At 70.1% G+C, this 16,327-nt stretch carries 17 protein-coding genes; 7 read left to right on the forward strand and 10 right to left on the reverse strand.

Annotated features, from left to right (window positions below; translation table 11 throughout):
* Window positions 1-126: 126 nt before the first annotated feature.
* A complete protein-coding gene (locus tag AB0C75_RS20680) occupies window positions 127-345 on the reverse strand; it encodes a hypothetical protein (protein ID WP_362892829.1) in 219 nt (72 codons plus the stop codon).
* A 239-nt stretch (window positions 346-584) separates the two neighbouring features.
* Between AB0C75_RS20680 and AB0C75_RS20685 the strand changes: the two genes are divergently transcribed.
* The 4 genes from AB0C75_RS20685 to AB0C75_RS20700 all read left to right on the forward strand — a co-directional run bounded on the left by AB0C75_RS20685 (window position 585) and on the right by AB0C75_RS20700 (window position 6,428).
* Window positions 585-4,502 carry a HEAT repeat domain-containing protein gene (locus AB0C75_RS20685; protein ID WP_362892831.1) on the forward strand — a complete coding sequence of 1,306 codons (3,918 nt, stop codon included), beginning with the start codon at window positions 585-587 and terminating at the stop codon, window positions 4,500-4,502.
* Between the two features lie 218 nt (window positions 4,503-4,720).
* Entirely contained in the window at window positions 4,721-5,230 is a 510-nt protein-coding gene (locus tag AB0C75_RS20690; protein WP_362892833.1) for a helix-turn-helix transcriptional regulator, read from the forward strand.
* Window positions 5,231-5,258: 28 nt separating this feature from the next.
* Entirely contained in the window at window positions 5,259-5,927 is a 669-nt protein-coding gene (locus AB0C75_RS20695) for a hypothetical protein (RefSeq protein ID WP_362892834.1), read from the forward strand.
* Window positions 5,928-6,092: 165 nt separating this feature from the next.
* Window positions 6,093-6,428, forward strand: a complete 336-nt coding sequence (locus AB0C75_RS20700) for a DUF2516 family protein (protein ID WP_362892836.1) — start codon at window positions 6,093-6,095, stop codon at window positions 6,426-6,428.
* Here the strand turns inward: AB0C75_RS20700 and AB0C75_RS20705 are convergent.
* From AB0C75_RS20705 to AB0C75_RS20715, 3 genes are all read right to left on the reverse strand, one after another.
* Window positions 6,410-7,735 carry a SpoIIE family protein phosphatase gene (locus AB0C75_RS20705; RefSeq protein WP_362892838.1) on the reverse strand — a complete coding sequence of 442 codons (1,326 nt, stop codon included), beginning with the start codon at window positions 7,733-7,735 and terminating at the stop codon, window positions 6,410-6,412. The two genes, AB0C75_RS20700 and AB0C75_RS20705, sit on opposite strands and share 19 nt — an antisense overlap.
* A 270-nt stretch (window positions 7,736-8,005) precedes the next feature.
* Window positions 8,006-9,097, reverse strand: a complete 1,092-nt coding sequence (locus AB0C75_RS20710; protein ID WP_362892841.1) for an NlpC/P60 family protein — start codon at window positions 9,095-9,097, stop codon at window positions 8,006-8,008.
* Window positions 9,098-9,365: 268 nt separating this feature from the next.
* Window positions 9,366-10,151: a class I SAM-dependent methyltransferase gene (locus tag AB0C75_RS20715; RefSeq protein WP_362892843.1), complete on the reverse strand. Its 786-nt coding sequence runs from the start codon at window positions 10,149-10,151 to the stop codon at window positions 9,366-9,368.
* A gap of 193 nt (window positions 10,152-10,344) precedes the next feature.
* Between AB0C75_RS20715 and mshA the strand changes: the two genes are divergently transcribed.
* Window positions 10,345-11,694: a D-inositol-3-phosphate glycosyltransferase gene (mshA, locus tag AB0C75_RS20720; protein WP_362892845.1), complete on the forward strand. Its 1,350-nt coding sequence runs from the start codon at window positions 10,345-10,347 to the stop codon at window positions 11,692-11,694.
* Between the two features lie 124 nt (window positions 11,695-11,818).
* On the forward strand, window positions 11,819-12,325 hold the full coding sequence (locus tag AB0C75_RS20725; RefSeq protein ID WP_362892847.1) for a YbjN domain-containing protein: 507 nt from the start codon (window positions 11,819-11,821) through the stop codon (window positions 12,323-12,325).
* Here AB0C75_RS20725 and AB0C75_RS20730 read toward each other — a convergent pair.
* The 4 genes from AB0C75_RS20730 to AB0C75_RS20745 form a co-directional block, all read right to left on the reverse strand.
* Window positions 12,297-13,325, reverse strand: coding sequence for an aminoglycoside phosphotransferase family protein (locus AB0C75_RS20730; protein ID WP_362892849.1), 1,029 nt, complete (start codon window positions 13,323-13,325; stop codon window positions 12,297-12,299). The two genes, AB0C75_RS20725 and AB0C75_RS20730, sit on opposite strands and share 29 nt — an antisense overlap.
* Entirely contained in the window at window positions 13,322-13,564 is a 243-nt protein-coding gene (locus tag AB0C75_RS20735; RefSeq protein ID WP_362892851.1) for a hypothetical protein, read from the reverse strand. The genes AB0C75_RS20730 and AB0C75_RS20735 overlap by 4 nt, the downstream gene beginning before the upstream one ends.
* Window positions 13,561-13,809, reverse strand: a complete 249-nt coding sequence (locus AB0C75_RS20740) for a DUF6694 family lipoprotein (RefSeq protein WP_362892853.1) — start codon at window positions 13,807-13,809, stop codon at window positions 13,561-13,563. Before AB0C75_RS20740 ends, AB0C75_RS20735 begins: the two co-directional genes overlap by 4 nt.
* Window positions 13,810-13,987: 178 nt before the next feature.
* A complete protein-coding gene (locus tag AB0C75_RS20745) occupies window positions 13,988-14,749 on the reverse strand; it encodes a phosphoglyceromutase (RefSeq protein WP_362892855.1) in 762 nt (253 codons plus the stop codon).
* A gap of 221 nt (window positions 14,750-14,970) precedes the next feature.
* Between AB0C75_RS20745 and AB0C75_RS20750 the strand changes: the two genes are divergently transcribed.
* Window positions 14,971-15,114, forward strand: coding sequence for a hypothetical protein (locus AB0C75_RS20750; RefSeq protein WP_362892857.1), 144 nt, complete (start codon window positions 14,971-14,973; stop codon window positions 15,112-15,114).
* 93 nt (window positions 15,115-15,207) lie between these two features.
* On the opposite strand, the gene AB0C75_RS20755 is transcribed toward AB0C75_RS20750, so the two are convergent.
* Window positions 15,208-15,351 carry a hypothetical protein gene (locus AB0C75_RS20755; protein ID WP_362892859.1) on the reverse strand — a complete coding sequence of 48 codons (144 nt, stop codon included), beginning with the start codon at window positions 15,349-15,351 and terminating at the stop codon, window positions 15,208-15,210.
* Window positions 15,352-15,488: 137 nt separating this feature from the next.
* Window positions 15,489-16,163, reverse strand: coding sequence for a phosphate signaling complex protein PhoU (gene phoU / locus AB0C75_RS20760; protein ID WP_362892860.1), 675 nt, complete (start codon window positions 16,161-16,163; stop codon window positions 15,489-15,491).
* Window positions 16,164-16,327 lie beyond the last annotated feature (164 nt).

Here is a 16,327-nt window from a genome sequence, read left to right on the forward strand (position 1 = left end):
ATCCCACTCCGCATTCGTCAGATCCCCACGACCCATGAAGCCAGCCTGACCCCAACACCCCACCCACGTCAGGAGATCCGAGAAACAGTGCCTAGTTCATCGCCGGTAGGGCTATTCCTGGGACCCTCAGTAGCTCCGCAGCCACCACTCAAGGATGACGACGGCGGCGGCGCCTGCGGAGCCAGCGAGGCTGAGCGTGATGCGGTGCGCGCCCTCACGCCAAGTCTTGCGCCAGGACAGTGTCACCGGCGGGCTCGAGGGGGTGTGCTGGGACGGGCGGCGCCCGCGGCGGGGGCGGCTCACCTTCGGCACGCGGCTGGCGGTGGTCTTGCGTGCACGGGGCACAGCGGTCTCCTGACGGTGCGTCGGTAGGTCCGATGGTGGGTCGGATCCGGCTCTGTCCCCGACTCTCGCCCTCGGTCCCACCGGGCGTCCCGACACACGGGCGCTCCGGGCAGCGCGGCAGTTACCCTGCCTGTTCAGCGTCCCCTGAGTGCGGCTTCCCGGATCGCCCGCCTCGGGCGGTCCCGCCGCCACAGGGGAAACGGACAGGGGGCGCGAAGGCGACCAGGGAGCATCGATTCATGGGGTTCGCTCGCGAAGAACTACGCAGGGCGCTGCTGGACTTGCAGGAAGCGGCAGCCCGGAAGGAGCCGGAACGCACCCAGGTCAATCTGCAACGGCAGGTGCGACGCACAGGGCTCACAGGCACGGACCGGTTCCATGGCCAGCGTGCCAGCGAGTGGGCAACAGCATCGGCTGAAGACTTCCGACTGCCGAAGAACGCAGACGTTCTCTTGGCGGTTGTCGCCGTCTGGCTGTCCTGGACGGAACAGCGGACCCTGGAGTCGGACGGCCGGGTGAGGCGAGACTGGCTGGTGTCGCAAGCGGGCGGGCGCTCCTGGCTCCGTCGCTACGAAGAGGCCGCTGCCGAAGCCAACGAGGACCGGCGGTCCCGGGATCGTCGGGGCGGCCTCAGCGCTCGGACGGATGCCGCAATCGGCGAATACCTCCAGCGTCTGGTACAGACACATGGCCGACTGAACATGGATGTGCTCGGCGAGGCTGGCAGGGCGGGCGAGCAGCCGCAGATTGGCCTGGGTGCGGTGTTCGAGGAACCGCTCCTGGCGTGGGACTGGCCGAGTCAGTACTTCTCGCAGCGGCTCGTCCAAGACCTGCTGGATCACGGGGAGCTGGACGAACGAGACGCCGCCGAGGTGGCCTCGCGGGGGCCCGACGCCACGCGGCGTCAGCCCACCCGTGTACGACCCGCGCAACCCGCCCTCGAAGTTATCGGCTCAGAGGACGGCCGCCGTCTGGTGGTGCTCGGCGACCCCGGCTCGGGGAAGACTACGCTTGCGAAGTACCTGGCGTTGGCCGTGGCCGGCGGGCTGGACACGGTCCCCGACGGCGTCGTCGCGCTCAAGGACACCGTTCCGGTCGTGGTGGAGCTGCGGAGGCTCGCCGACCCTCGCTGGATTGGGGCGACCGTCGAGGAGTACTGGGCGGAGCACAACGCCGCCGAGCGCATGGGCTTGCCCCGTGAGGTCCTAGAGGATCTGCTGGCCGGTCGGCAGCGCCAGGTAGTGATGGTCTTCGACGGCTTGGACGAGGTCTTCGACCCCGCCCGGCGCGCCGACATCGCTCGGCAGATCACCGCCTTCGCTCAGAGCCACCCGGGCACCCGCGTTGTCGTGACCTCCCGCATCGTCGGCTTCGGTGCGGGGGAGTTCACCCGCGCGAACTTCAGGATCACCAAGCTGGAGAACCTCGCGCGGGCACAGATTGAGTCGTTCGTCAGCCGGTGGTACGCCGCCGCTCACCCTGACAGCCCCGGCGAGGCCGCCCGGCTCGCCCGCCGACTGAACGACGCCGTACGCGACTTCCCCTCCGTGGCCGAACTTGCCGGGAACCCGCTACTGCTGGCGATCCTGGCTGCGATCGGTCTCGGCGCCTCCATCCCCCGAGACCGCAAGGATGTCTACGAGCACGCCGTGGTTGTACTGGCCAGCCGCTGGGACCGGGACGCCAAGCACCTTCGCCTCCCGTATCACGCGCACCCGGACGTTGCGCATGCCATTGAGGAACTCGACGGCCGGGTCCTCCAGGAACTGCTGGAGCGGATCGCCTCCCACATCCAGGAGGGGGCTGGCTCGGGTGGTCAGTCGGGCGGCGGCGACAGCCCGTTGCTTGCCGTCGGCGCTCTGGAGAAGGTAGTCCGGGACTTTGTCTCAGAGCTGGGTTACTCGCTGCCTGTCGCGCGCACTGTTGCACGCGCGATGATCGAACGACTACACGAGCGCGCCTTCCTTATTCACCCGTTCGGCGCTGGCGCGTACGGCTTCGTGCACCGGACTTTCCTGGAGTACCTAGCGGCCCGCGACCTCGCTCACCGCTACCGGCAGTGGAGCGAGGAGTTGCTCCTCAACCAGCTGATGGACCGCGTGGTCAACCCCAGCTGGCGCGAAGTCATTCTTCTGTTCCTCGGCATGATCAGTCGGGACTCCGAGGCCCTGCACGCGAGGTTCATCGCGCGGCTACTGAGGCTGCACCGGCACTGCGGTGGGGCCCCACTCTTCCGTACCCACGGCGACACCGCGTTCCTCGACTTCACGCTCCAGGCCCTCGCCGAGGCGCACCGCATCGGTCGGCCGACCGTCTCGCCGGAGCAGGCGGAAGCTTCACTCGCCCTGCAGAGCGACGCGGTGATCGATGCGGTCACAGCGGAACTCGCCATGTTCCCCGGCGTGGACTTCCCGCGCGGGCGGGCGGTCCTCCCGGGCTTCCCAGGTTCGTGGAGCGGTCGCGAGCGCTTCCGCCGCTGGCTGTGGCCACACCTCGTCGGCACGGTGGGAGCGAGCCGCAGCGCGGCCCGAATCGGGCTGGCGATGTGTCGCGATGCTACGGAGGCCATGGAGTTCGCCCGGATTAATTGGAATGAGGCCGGGGCGGTTGCCGTACGTGCCCTCGGTGAGCGATGGCCTGATGAGCCCGGGGTTAAGGCGGCGGTGTTCGCCTTGGCGCGCGGTACCGACGCATCTCCTGAGACGCAGTCCGAGGCGTTGCGGACAATAGCGGAGCGATACGCGGCCGACGACAACGCACGAGCACTCTTGGTCGGCATCGCCCACGATGCCGAAACGAACTCGGTTAGCCGGGGCGCGGCCCTGCTCCTCCTAGCCAAGCACTGGCCTTCGGACCCGGAGTCCCGGCGAACGGTTCTCAAGGCTGTCTCTGACACAAGCATTGACCCGAAGGCGCGGGTGAGGGTGGTGGGCGCGCTCGCACGTTACTGGGTGGCGGACCCGGAGGCACGGTCCCGGCTGCTAGATGCGGTCGTTGACGAGAGGTCGCACGTGCGCTCCGGCACATGGAGGGAGCTGGGTGAGCAATGGCCGGCTGACGAGGAGTTTCGGCTGCTGGCAGTGGCGGCCATGGACGACAGCGACCCACACGTGCGCGGGGCCGCGATGCGTTTTCTAGGCAGGCATTGGCAGCAGAACGCCGAAGTGCGTTCGGCCGTGTTCGCCGCAGCGCGCTCGAGAGGTGACACAGAAGTACTTCACGCTTTGGGCGCGAGTTGGCCTGCGGACAGTGAGGTCCGGCAGGCCCTGCTCGAGGCCGCTCGTGACGACACGCTGTCCGCGGGCGAGGTCTATTCGGCCGTGTGGAGTCTGGGCGAGCACTGGCCGGAAGATCCCGAAGTTCGGGAGCTGATCTTCGGACTCACCCGCCATGCAGACCCTGAACTCCGTTGGCAGGTGCTGGGAGCATTGCAGGAATTCTGGCCAGCCGACGATGAGGCACGCCGGGCAACGATCGCCGCCACAGGCGATGTCGTGCCCGCAGTTCGCCAAGCGGCGCTTGAATTCGCCGGATATGAGTGGGCCGGGGATCTTGAGCTGCGGGCCGCGCTTATGGCGGGCGTTCGGGACAGCGATTCCGATGTCCGGTGGTTCGCTGTGGAGAGCATCGCCCAGCAATGGCCTCAGGACGCCGAGGTGCGACACGTTGTGCTTGCCGCCATCGACGACAGCGACATCACAGTTCGGACTACGGCGATAAGAGCGCTGGCTGAGCAGTGGCCGGAGTGTCCTGAGGTGCGGCTGGCCGTGCTTGCGGCGGTCGGCGACGCGGACCCCTCCGCCCGGGGCATTGCCCTCGGCCTATTGGGCGACTACTGGCCAGAGCGCGCAGAGGTCCGGGCGGCTGCTCTCCAGGCCACGAACGACGCTGAGCCGTGGGTTGCCTTGAGAGCGCTTCAGGTGCTCGCGCAGCGGTGGCGCGACGACCCCGGGACCCGCGCCGCCGTGGAGCGCTGCGTGGACGGCCCGCTGCGCGTTGACGCCTTGAGGCTGCTGTCTCTGGTCTGGCCGCGGGACGCAGCGACCCTCCGGACCGTCGAACGGGTGGCACGAGAGGAGCCGACTGCGATGCATGCTGTAACCGCGCCGCTCCTGGCATTCCTCGCCGGGTTCTGCGACGACAGCGCCCAGGTCTGACATTGTCCTGACCCCTGCTCAAAACGTTTCGATCTCGGTCTTCGGGTTTCTGATCGATCGCGGCTCTCTCAAGTCAGAGTGGATCGCACGCGGGGCACGACAGTTGTCCTGCAAATACGACACCTATCGTGCTCAGGCACAGTTCGCCCGGCGTGGCTTGGGACACTATTGCAAGCATGCGCTTGCAATAGTTAGCAAGGGTGGGGCACCATCGGGGCATGGCATCACTCAACGTCGGCAATCTCGGTGAGTACCTGCGTGAGCAGCGGCGTACCGCTCAGCTCTCGCTGCGGCAGCTCGCCGACGCCGCCGGGGTGTCCAATCCGTATCTCAGCCAGATCGAACGAGGTCTGCGCAAGCCGAGCGCCGAGGTGCTGCAGCAGGTCGCCAAGGCCCTGCGGATCTCCGCCGAGACGCTGTATGTGCGGGCCGGGATTCTCGATGAGCGGGAGCGGGAGGAGCTGGAGACGCGGGCGGTCGTACTGGCCGATCCGTCGATCAACGAGCGGCAGAAGAGCGTGCTGCTGCAGATCTATGACTCCTTCCGCCGGGAGAACGGTTTCGATGCCGAGCCCGACACCGGCGCCGGGTTCCACGGTGCCGGTGTCGCGGAGAGCAGAATCGATGCCGACGCGGAAAGCGGTGCCGCAGACGCGGACGGTGCCGGTCCGGATGCCCGCGGCCCCCGCACGGCCGGCGGCAGTGATGCAGACCCACCAGCGAACTGACTTCTGATGATCCGGGAGGACCACAGTCATGGCCATCACCGATGACCTGCGTAAGACCCTCACCGACCCCACCCCCCTCTACTTCGCCGCCGGCACGGCCGATCTCGCCGTTGAGCAGGCGCGCAGGGTTCCGGCTCTGATCGAGCAGCTGCGGACCGAGGCGCCCGAGCGGATCGAGGCTGTGCGAAACACCGACCCGAAGGCCGTGCAGGAGCGGGTCACCACGCAGGCCAAGGAGGCTCAGGCCACCGTGCAGGCGAAGGTGACCGAGGTCTTCGGAGCCCTGGACACCGACCTGAAGAAGTGGGGCGAGAGCGCCCAGGACCTGGCGCTGCGCAGCGTGGGCGTGGCCGCCGAGTACGCGGTCCGGGCCCGGGAGACGTACGAGAAGGTCGCCGAGCGTGGCGAGCAGAGCGTGCGGACGTGGCGCGGCGAGACGGCCGGGGAGATCGTCGAGATCGCAGCCGTCGTCGAGACGGAGCCGAAGCCCGTGCCCAAGCAGAAGTCCGAGGTGGCGGCGAAGCCGGCCGTGACGCCGGTGAAGCCCGCCGCCCCGGTCAAGCCCGTGACGCCGGTGAAGCCCGCCGGTGCTGCGAAGCCTGCGGCTCCCGCTGCGAAGAAGTCCGCCCCGGCGGAGAAGAAGGCGCCGGCGCGCAAGCCCGCGGCCAAGAAGACGACTCCGCCCTCCGCGAAGTAGCCGGAAGCGGTTCGGGGGTTGCCGGAAGAACGGGCCGGGCACCTTTGAGGGTGCCCGGGTCGTTGTCCCGGTACCTTGGCCGCTAGGCATTTCGTTTCGGGTCCGGCCGGCCTGATCCGAGCGGAAGACCCTAGGCGTTCATCCACTGACTAGGCGGTACCCACCGTGTTGCTCGAAGCTTTCGGCTCGTTCCTCCAGCTGCTGTACCTGGCCATGCTCGTCCTGGCCGTGGTCGCGCTGGTCTTCGCCGTGACGGCGCGCGAGGACGCCTACCGGGCCGCGGACAAGCAGAAGAAGTCCTTCTGGCTGATCATCCTCGGCGCCACCGTCTTCGTGAACCTCGTCATCCCGATCCTGTTCCTGCAGATCGCGGGCGTGATCGCGTCCATCGTCTTCATGGTGGACGTGCGGCCGGCGATCAAGACCGTGACGGGTGGCGGCGGCCGTCGCGGGGGGTCCAGCAGTGACGGACCGTACGGCCCCTACAACGGCGGGCGCTGAGAAGCGCCCGAGGGCCAGGCGGCGCCGGGGCCATAGGTCCCGGCTTCGGCGCGTTCCAGCAGCAGGACCGCCACGTCGTCGGTCAGCTCGCCGCCGTTCAGCTCCTGCACCTGGGTGACCGCGGCCTCCAACAGGGCCTCGCCGCCGAGCCCCTGGTCCAGCCGGCCGTTGACCATCTCGACCATGCCGTCCTGGCCCAGCCGCCGGGTCCCCTCCTGCTCGACGCGCCCCTCGATCAGCCCGTCGGTGTACATCATCAGGCTCCAGGAGCTGCCCAGCTCGACCTGCCGGTGGGGCCACCGGGCCTGCGGCAGCAGGCCGAGAGCCGGGCCACCGTCCTCGTGCGGGAGCAGGTGCGCCGCCCGGCCCCGGCGGGCGATCAGCGGTGCCGGGTGACCCGCGATGCACAGGCCGGCGTCCCGGCCGTCGGGGGCGATGTCGATGGCGCAGAGCGTCGCGAAGATCTCCTCGCTCTGTCGTTCGTGCTCCAGGACCTGCTGCAGCGTGGAGAGCAGGTCGTCGCCGCAGAGCCCGGCCAGCGTGAGCGCCCGCCAGGCGATACGCAGCTCGACACCGAGCGCGGCCTCGTCCGGGCCGTGCCCGCAGACGTCGCCGATCATCGCGTGGACCGTGCCGTCGGGCGTGCGGACCGTGTCGTAGAAGTCCCCGCCGAGCAGGGCGCGGCTGCGGCCCGGCCGGTAGTGGGCGGCGAAGGCGAGATCGGAGCCGTCCAGGAGCGGGGTGGGCAGCAGTCCGCGTTCGAGGCGGGCGTTCTCCTGGGCGCGCAGCCTGGACTCGGTCAGCTGGTGCTGGGCGGTGTCGGCGCGCTTGCGCTCCACGGCGTACCGGATGGCGCGGCTGAGGAGGCGGCCGTCGAGCTCGCCGCGGAAGAGATAGTCCTGGGCCCCGACGCGTACGGCCTCGGCGGCCCGCTCGGCGTCGTCCTCCGCGGTGAGGGCGAGGACGGCGTGGCGCGGTGCGATGCGCAGGACGTGTTTGAGGGCGGCGAGCTCGTCCGGGGCGCCGGTGTCGTCGTCAGGGCCGTCGGCGCGTGCGCCGGTGGGAAGCGCGGCCGCCTCAAGGTCGAGGTCGAGCAGGATGCAGTCGACGTCGTCGGTGAGCAACCGGCCGGCTTCGGTGAGGTTACGGGCGGTACGGACACGGACCCGCGCCCCTGTGGTGGACGAGGGCTCGGGGACGGCGAAGGTGCCCGCAGGGTCGTCCTCGATCACCAGAAGGGTGAGGTCGGCGCCATGAGTGGTCTCCGCAGCGGGAACGGTCCGTTGCTGCGGTACGGGTACGGGCATCGGTTCGGGTTTCCTTCCCTCCCCCCGAGGGCGCGGCGGACCGACGATCGACGACCCGCCGACGGGGACGATAGCGGTCCGCAGCAGGGGAACGGAATGGCGCTCGACGATCATCCTTTGTCATATGCGCGGCCATAAGCCGCTTCCCGACACGGATCCGGCGTGATGGGCGCGCACGAAACGGACATGGGGCCATGACAAACATCACGCACTCGACACGCACCGTGCACATCTCGTCGAGCGCTTCCGCCGGCGCGCTCGTGGTGCCGTCTATTTGTCCGGCCGGACCACGCCCAGGATCTCCATCGAACCCGCTCCGGTCAGGGCGACCTGCCGTCCTGGCCGGGGGGCGTGCACGATCGAGCCGTCGCCGACGTACATCCCGACGTGGCTGGCGTCGCTGTGGTAGATGATCAGGTCGCCGGGGCGCATGTCCTGGATGGCTATGTGGGGCAGCTGCCGCCACTGCTCCTGCGAGGTCCGGGGAATCGGCTGCTTCGCCGCGGCCCAGGCCTGTGAGGTCAGCCCCGAGCAGTCGTACGAACCCGGGCCCTCGGCTCCCCATACATAGGGTTTGCCGATCTGGGCGGTGGCGAAGGCCAGGGCCTTCTTGCCGGCCGGGCTGGCCTCGCGGTTGATGTCCTTGAGCGCACCGGAGGAGAGCCAGGCGGCCTGCGCCGTGGAGGCGGCGTCCTGTTCCAGCTCGAGGAGCCTGGCCTGCTCCTTCTTCGCGAGCTGCGATTCGAGCTTCTCCGCCGCCGCGATCTGTGCCTTGACGTGCTTCTTGGCCTTGGCCTGCTTGACGCGGTTGGCCTCGATCTTCTCCCAGTTGAGGCCGGCGTCCTCGGTGTAGGTCTCCAAGTCCTCCTGGGCCTGCTCCAGTTCGGTCAGCATGCCTTTCGTGGCCTGCTGGCCCTGCTTGGCCTGGTTGACGCCGTCGAGGAAGAGATCGGGATCGCCGCTGAGTACCAGCTGGGCGCCCGGCGGGAGTCCGGCGTTGCGGTACTGCTCGCGGGCCTGGGCGCCCGCGCTGTCCTTCAGCTCGGCGATCCTCGCCTGACCTTCGGCGATGGACCTGGTCAGCCGGACGATCTCGCCGGACTGCTTCTTCGCCTGCCCCTCGGCGAGGTTGTACGCATCCGTGGCCGCTTCGGCCTTGCGGTACAGGGTCTCTATCTCCTCGCGCACCTCCTGGAGGCGCTTCTCGGCGGGCGAGGGAGTGGTGGGAGTGGACGTGGGTGTGGCGGAGGGGGTGGTTGTGGGAGTGGGGGTCGGTGCGGCCATGGCCTGGGCCGGCGCGGACAGCACGGCCAGGGCGCAGACCAGTGTGATCGCGGCAGCGGCGCAGTGGCGTCGGTTCACAAGCTCCCCCTCCGGGCGAAAGGCAACGAAAGCCGTATCGCGCACATGTGACTTACCGTCAGTAACATTTGGGTGACGCCGCGATCGTGCCATGTCGTGCCGCAAAGCAACAGAGGCCCGCGTCACACCTGCCCCGTCTCTCAGGGGACGAACGGTGATCCACCGGTGTTCCCGGAACCGGTCAGGTCCCACCGTTCGTGTCCGCGCGTTCCGGTGCGGTTCCGCGGCCCGCCCGGCGTCGTTCATCTCGGAGCGGCTTCGGCGCCGTTCACCCCGTGGCGGGGCGCAGCGCGGACCAGCGCACCGTGATCTCGCCCTGCCGCCACCGGCGTACGCCGTCCGCCAGGGGCCAGTCGGCGGAGACCGCGCGGACCGCCGCGATCCAGCGTTGCCGTGCGCCCAGTGGTGCGTAAGGGGAGGCCGTGGCCCAGGCCCGGTCGAGGTCCCGCAGGAAGGCGTGGACGGGTTCGCCCGGCACGTTGCGGTGGATCAGGGCCTTCGGGAGGCGTTCGGCGAGGTCGGATGGGCGCTCCAGCGAGCCGAGCCGGGTCGCGAAGGTGATGGTGCGCGGGCCCTCCGGGCCGAGCGCGACCCATACGTGCCGGCGGCCGATCTCGTCGCAGGTCCCCTCGACCAGCAGCCCGTCCGGGGCGAGCCGGGCGCACAGCCGCTGCCAGACCGCGGCGACCTCGCCCTCGTCGTACTGGCGCAGCACGTTCGCGGCCCGGATGAGGACCGGCCGGCCCGCGGTGGGGATCTCGAAGCCGCCGTGCACGAAGGTGAGCCCCTCGCGCTCGTACGGCCGCGCCGCCTCCACCCGTGCGGGGTCGATCTCGACGCCCACGACCGTCGTGCGCGGCTCGACGGTGCGGAGTCGCCCCAGCAGTTCCACGGCGGTCCACGGCGCGGCACCGTAGCCGAGGTCGACCGCGAGGGGTGCGTCGCTGCGGCGCAGTGCGGGGCCGTGGGTGGCGGCGATCCAGCGGTCCATACGGCGGAGCCGGTTGGGGTTGGTGGTCCCGCGGGTCGCGGTGCCGATGGGGCGCTGGTGCATGCAAGGGAGCGTATGCGAAGCGCCGAGGGCGCACGCCGGGGCAGTGGTGTGCACGGGGGTGCTCCCCGACGCGCCGGAGGGAACGCAATGATTTGGCAAAGTGGAAATGAAAGGCTCGGTTCCGCTGTTCTGGGTTTTCGAAGGGGCCGTGTGCCCTGTACGTGTCATGCCCTGAGCGAAAAGGAGCGGACCCGTGAGCCAGTACGTCTCCCGGCTCGGCAGCAGCCGTGCGGCACCCCGTATCCGCTTCCCGGGCGCGTTCGCCGGGCACCGCAAGCCTCGCCGTGTCGCGATGCTCTCCGTGCACACCTCTCCGCTGCACCAGCCCGGCACCGGTGACGCCGGCGGCATGAACGTCTACATCGTGGAGCTGGCCAAGCGCCTCGCCGCGATCGGCGTCGAGGTCGAGATCTTCACCCGGGCCACTGCCGGCGGGCTCGCGCCCACGGTCGAAATGGCACCCGGAGTCCTGGTCCGGCACATCGACGCGGGGCCGTACGAGGGGCTCGCCAAGGAGGAGCTGCCAGCGCAGCTCTGCGCCTTCACCCACGGCGTGATGCAAGCCTGGGCAGGTCAGCGCCCCGGCTACTACGACCTGGTCCACTCCCACTACTGGCTCTCCGGCCAGGTCGGCTGGCTCGCCGCCCAGCGCTGGGGCGTCCCCCTGGTCCACGCCATGCACACCATGGCGAAGGTCAAGAACGCCGCGCTCGCCGATGGCGACACCCCTGAGCCGGCGGCCCGCGTCATCGGCGAGACCCAGATCGTGCACGCCTCCGACCGGCTCATCGCGAACACCGCGGGGGAGGCCGACGAACTCGTCCGCTTCTACGACGCGGACCCGGCGTCCGTCGCCGTCGTGCACCCCGGCGTGAACCTGGAGCGTTTCCGCCCCGGCGACGGCCGCGCCGCCGCGCGCGCCCGCCTCGGCCTGCCCCAGGACGCCCTGATCCCGCTGTTCGCGGGGCGTATCCAGCCGCTGAAGGCCCCGGACGTGCTGCTGCGCGCCGTCGCCGTGCTCCTGGACCGTGACCCGTCGCTGCGTTCGCGCATCGTCGTGCCCGTCGTCGGCGGCCCCAGTGGCAGCGGGCTCGCCAAGCCGGAGGGCCTCCAGAAGCTGGCCGCGCGCCTGGGTGTCGCCGACGTCGTACGATTCCACCCGCCGGTCGGGCAGGAACAGCTCGCCGACTGGTTCCGGGCGGCGTCCGTGCTGGTCATGCCCTCGTACAGCGAGTCCTTCGGGCTCGTCGCCATAGAGGCGCAGGCGGCCGGCACGCCCGTGGTCGCGGCGGCGGTGGGCGGCCTCCCGGTCGCCGTACGGGACGGAGTCAGCGGCTTCCTGGTGCAGGGCCACGACCCGGAGGCGTACGCACAGGCGCTGGGCCGGTTCGCGGACAGCGCCGAGCTGGCCGACCGGATGGGCGAGGCCGCGGCCGCGCACGCGCAGTCGTTCGGCTGGGACACGGCGGCGTCGGCCACCGCCGATGTCTACACGGCGGCGATGTACGACCACCGGCGCGGCGCCCGCTCGCGCCACGGCTGAGCAGCGCGCCCCGGCTGAGCAGCGCGCACCGGCGAGGAGCGCGCATCGGCGCGGCGTCAGGTGTGTGCCCCGGCGTGCGCCCCGACCGAGTGTCCCGGCGTGCGCCTTGTCGTACGCTCGGATCATGGCTGACGTATCCGACGAGGCAGCAGCGGCGCAGGTCATCGAGGCGACGCTGGACGACGCGGAGCTCGAATGGGAGAGCCCGGGGCCCGGCAACTACGTCGTGAAGCTGCCCGGTACGCGCAAGCTGTCCACGACCTGCTCCCTGATCGTCGGGCAGCACTCGCTCTCCCTCAACGCGTTCGTCATCCGGCACCCCGACGAGAACGACGCGGCCGTGCACCGCTGGCTGCTGGAGCACAACCTCCGCCTGTTCGGGGTCAGTTACGCCATCGACCAGCTGGGCGACGTCTACCTCGTCGGCCGGCTACCGCTCTCGGTCGTCACGCCCGCAGAGCTCGACCGGCTGCTGGGCGCGGTGCTGGAGGCGGCGGACGGGGCCTTCAACCCGCTGCTGGAACTGGGCTTCGCGAGCGCGATCCGCAAGGAGTACGCCTGGCGTGTGGAGCGCGGCGAATCCACCCGCAACCTGGACGCCTTCACCCATCTGACGCGGCGCCCCTCCTGAGCTCCCTGCCGCTGAAGCCCCGTCCGAAGGGTTGCCCGAGCTCATCGAGCGCGGCGACGAGCCGTGGTGCCACCGCATTCCATGTCGCCTCCATGGCGTCGGGCCCCACACCCCTGGGCACCGTCTCGGTGAGCATGATCAGGTAGAGGTAGCTGCGGCAGAGGACGAGCCGGCGGCGCACGGACGGGGTGAACACCAGCGGTGAGCCCGTCGCCGCCGCGTATCCGGCGAGGAAGTCCACGTCCGTCTCCGGGTCGCCGAACAGGGACGTGGAGACGAGATCGGCGACCGGATCGCCCCAGAACATCCGCTCGCCGTCGACGATCCCCCCGATGCGCCGGGCGCCGGCCTCCCCGGTCACCAGGAGATTCCCCTGCCACAGATCGAAGTGGACCAGAGCCGGCCGGGTCACCTCGTCCAGCACGTCCGACGCCCCGGCGAGCACCTCATGGATCCGCCCCACCGGCCACGGCAGCCTCGCGGCGTACCGCTCGGCGTCCGCGAGCACGGCGTCGGTCATCGCGGTGAACGCCTCGCGCCAGCTGGGAGCGAGCGGCCCCAGGGGCTCGGCGGGATATCCGTAACCACCCGGGCCCGTAACACCGTGCAGCCGCCCGACAGCGGCACCGAACTCGGCGCGCAGGGCACGGGTCTCATCGGCCGTCAGGCCATCGGCGACGGCACTCCAGGGCAGTCCCGGGCGCGTGGTCATGACGACGTACGCCCCGGTCGGAGCCCCGGGGTCCAGCTCGCTGTGCACGACCTGCGGGATCGGGCCACCGGCGGCGGCCTCGTAGAAGGTGACCTCGTTGACGAGCAGGTGCTGTTCGTAGCTCAGTCCGGTGGCGTGCGGCGGCGGAACCTTGACGACCCAGTCGCGTCCGTCATCGAACGTCACGCGGGTCACGGTGTTGTACGTGCCCCCGGCGAGCGGCCGGCGGGACGCGGGGCCGTGGGCACCGACGGCCTCCAGCACGGCTGTTGTCACATCGACGGTCATGGTAGCGGCACGAGTCTGACCACGGTGACCGTCAGCACGGAACCGGAGACGTAGTAGAGGACGATGGCGCCGTACACGGTCGCCTCGCGCCGGTCGCGTTCGCGCTTCACGGCGGAGGAGGCATGACCGTACGGATCGAGGCCCAGGGTGCGCGCCATCTCGTCCCGGAACGATTCGCCGTCGCGCATCTTGGCCAGGGTGTCGTCGGCAGGCGGAGCGTAGGAGATGCGGAAGCTCAAGCGACGTTCCGCCTCTCGGCCTCGTCCTGCGCCAGCCGGTCCAGGATCTGTTCGGCCTCGGGATCGGGCACGGCTTCGAGCATCCAGTGCCGCATGACGGCCTGGATCTCGTTCACCCCGGCCTCGTTGATCGCCTGGTCGAACTCCTCGCGTCTCTCCTCGGGCAGCGCGGAGCGGATCGCCGGAATGCTGTTCGGCACCTCGACCTCGGCGCCGCCGACGAAGGTCTTCAGAGACTCGCCCATGATCGCTCTCCCCGATCTCCTTGCCCCTCCGCACCCGCCTGCCCGTCCAGCCAGGGGTGTGAATCCGGGCAACAGGCAGGTGTGGGGGTCAGGTTAGCCGGTGCCGGCCGGGACGGAGCAAAAAACCAGCCCCCTACCCGTGGAGAAACCACAGGTAGGGGGCTGGCGTTGGGCGTTGCTACTTCTTCTTGCCCTGGTTCGCCACTGCCTCGATCGCGGCCTTTGCCGCGTCCGGGTCGAGGTAGGTGCCGCCCGGCTTCAGGGGGCGGAAGTCGGCGTCCAGCTCGTAGGCGAGCGGGATGCCGGTCGGGATGTTGAGGCCCGAGATGGCGTCGTCGGAGATGCCGTCCAGGTGCTTCACCAGGCCGCGCAGGCTGTTGCCGTGGGCGGCGACCAGGACGGTCTTGCCGTCGAGGAGGTCCGGGACGATGCCGTCGTACCAGTACGGCAGCATGCGGATGACGACGTCCTTGAGGCACTCCGTGCGCGGGCGCAGCTCCGGCGGGATCGTCGCGTAGCGCGGGTCGGCGCTCTGCGAGAACTCCGTGCCGTCCTCGAGCGCGGGCGGCGGGGTGTCGTACGAGCGGCGCCAGAGCATGAACTGCTCCTCGCCGAACTCGGCGAGCGTCTGCGCCTTGTCCTTGCCCTGGAGGGCGCCGTAGTGGCGCTCGTTCAGCCGCCAGGAGCGGTGCACGGGGATCCAGTGGCGGTCGGCGGCTTCCAGCCCGAGCTGGGCGGTGCGGATCGCGCGCTTCTGGAGCGAGGTGTGCACGACGTCGGGGAGCAGGCCGGCGTCCTTGAGCAGCTCACCGCCGCGGACCGCCTCCTTCTCGCCCTTGTCGGTGAGGTCTACGTCCACCCATCCGGTGAACAGGTTCTTCGCGTTCCATTCGCTCTCGCCGTGGCGGAGGAGGATCAGCTTGTACGGTGCGTCGGCCATGGGTCCGAGCGTAATCGAACCCGTGCGCCCTCCGCTCGCTCGGCCAAAGGGCGGAACGGGGGGATCAGGGGGATCGGGGAACCAGGGGACCGGGGCGGGCGGGCGTGGACGCGCGCGGGCGGGACGTGACGGCGTACGACGGTTGACGGGCGGCGTCAATTGAGTGGCGGCCGGGGATTTCGGCTTCGTCATGCTCGGATGGCCATCGGGCCACCTGCGCGGTGCTGGGCACCGCCGCCGCGCTGGGCTACTGGCTGCTGATGCGCAACCTGAGCCCGCAGGAACCGGTCGCCGTCGCCGTGGGGGCACCCGCCGCCGCCCCGGCCCCGCCCGCCGAGCAGGCGGCAGCCGGCCCGGTGGTCTGAGCGGCGCGCGGCGGGCCCGGCAAGACACAGAGGGCCCGCGGTAGCGCCCCGCGGCGCACCGCACCCGACCCCTACGCGGCTTTACTCAGCCACTCAGCCACCGCACTGGCACGGCGCGCCGGACTGGCAGCCGCACCCGCAGCCCGAGCCGCAGCCGCAGGCCCCCAGCACGGTCAGATGCACCACTTCGGTCGGGGTCTCCTGCTGCTGGGGTTCGGTCACGGGGGAATCGGCCATGGTCCCTCCTCAGGGCGTAGGGCGGGGCTACGGCATGGCACGCCGCCCCCGCACCCATTGCATGCCCAGCCAGGAGGGCGCATCAACGGCGCACGAGTGCGGGAACAGAAGTGCGGCCGCCGTGAGGGCCGCGCCCCCTACGCCCCCTCCACCGGCGCCGCCTGGATCTCGTCCGCGTGCTCACCCGTGACCAGGTAGACGACTCGCTTGGCGACCGACACGGCGTGGTCGGCGAAACGCTCGTAGTAACGGCCGAGCAGGGTGACGTCGACAGCGGTCTCGATGCCGTGCTTCCAGCGGTCGTCCATCAGGTGCTGGAACAGGGTGCGGTGCAGCAGGTCCATCTCGTCGTCGTCCTGCTCCAGCTGGAGTGCCAGGTCGACGTCCTTCGTGATGATCACTTCGGCGGCCTTCGCCATCAGCCGCTGGGCGAGCTGGCCCATCTCCAGAATGGTGGCGTGCAGGTCGTGCGGTACCGCCGACGCCGGGAAACGCAGCCGCGCCAGCTTGGCGACGTGCTGGGCCAGGTCGCCCGAGCGCTCCAGGTCGGCGCTCATCCGCAGTGAGGTGACCACGATCCGCAGATCGGTGGCGACCGGCTGCTGGCGGGCCAGCAGCGCGATGGCGCGTGCCTCCAGGTCGTGCTGGAGGTCGTCGACCTTCTGGTCCGCGGCGATCACGCTCTCGGCGAGCTTGAGATCGGCGTCGAGCATGGACGTCGTGGCCCGCCCGATCGCCGAGCCGACGAGCCGGGCCATCTCGACCAGGTCCTCGCCGATCGAATCGAGTTCCTCGTGATAAGCGTCGCGCATGAGAAGTCCCTCTCCAGATCCCGTGGCAGCGTGGGGGCCGACCCCCACGCTGCCACGGTGCGGGTCCAACGCGTCGGGATCCGGCCGCTCAAGTGAACCAGCACTATCCCCTTGGTGAACTCTGGGCGACGAGTGTTCGAGATGGCACCCGGATGGCTGGGAGA

Origin of the sequence: Streptomyces sp. NPDC048565, from assembly GCF_040650935.1 — a bacterium.
Classification (GTDB): Bacteria; Actinomycetota; Actinomycetes; order Streptomycetales; family Streptomycetaceae; genus Streptomyces.

Bases quoted from the DNA above. Each gene is read 5' to 3' on its own strand.
- AB0C75_RS20685 (WP_362892831.1), top strand. From the start codon at position 585: ATGGGGTTCGCTCGCGAAGAACTACGCAGGGCGCTGCTGGACTTGCAG.
- AB0C75_RS20690 (WP_362892833.1), top strand. From the start codon at position 4,721: ATGGCATCACTCAACGTCGGCAATCTCGGTGAGTACCTGCGTGAGCAG.
- AB0C75_RS20695 (WP_362892834.1), top strand. From the start codon at position 5,259: ATGGCCATCACCGATGACCTGCGTAAGACCCTCACCGACCCCACCCCC.
- AB0C75_RS20705 (WP_362892838.1), bottom strand. From the start codon at position 7,735: ATGCCCGTACCCGTACCGCAGCAACGGACCGTTCCCGCTGCGGAGACC.
- AB0C75_RS20715 (WP_362892843.1), bottom strand. From the start codon at position 10,151: ATGCACCAGCGCCCCATCGGCACCGCGACCCGCGGGACCACCAACCCC.
- AB0C75_RS20725 (WP_362892847.1), top strand. From the start codon at position 11,819: ATGGCTGACGTATCCGACGAGGCAGCAGCGGCGCAGGTCATCGAGGCG.
- AB0C75_RS20730 (WP_362892849.1), bottom strand. From the start codon at position 13,325: ATGACCGTCGATGTGACAACAGCCGTGCTGGAGGCCGTCGGTGCCCAC.
- AB0C75_RS20740 (WP_362892853.1), bottom strand. From the start codon at position 13,809: ATGGGCGAGTCTCTGAAGACCTTCGTCGGCGGCGCCGAGGTCGAGGTG.
- AB0C75_RS20745 (WP_362892855.1), bottom strand. From the start codon at position 14,749: ATGGCCGACGCACCGTACAAGCTGATCCTCCTCCGCCACGGCGAGAGC.
- AB0C75_RS20755 (WP_362892859.1), bottom strand. From the start codon at position 15,351: ATGGCCGATTCCCCCGTGACCGAACCCCAGCAGCAGGAGACCCCGACC.
- phoU (WP_362892860.1), bottom strand. From the start codon at position 16,163: ATGCGCGACGCTTATCACGAGGAACTCGATTCGATCGGCGAGGACCTG.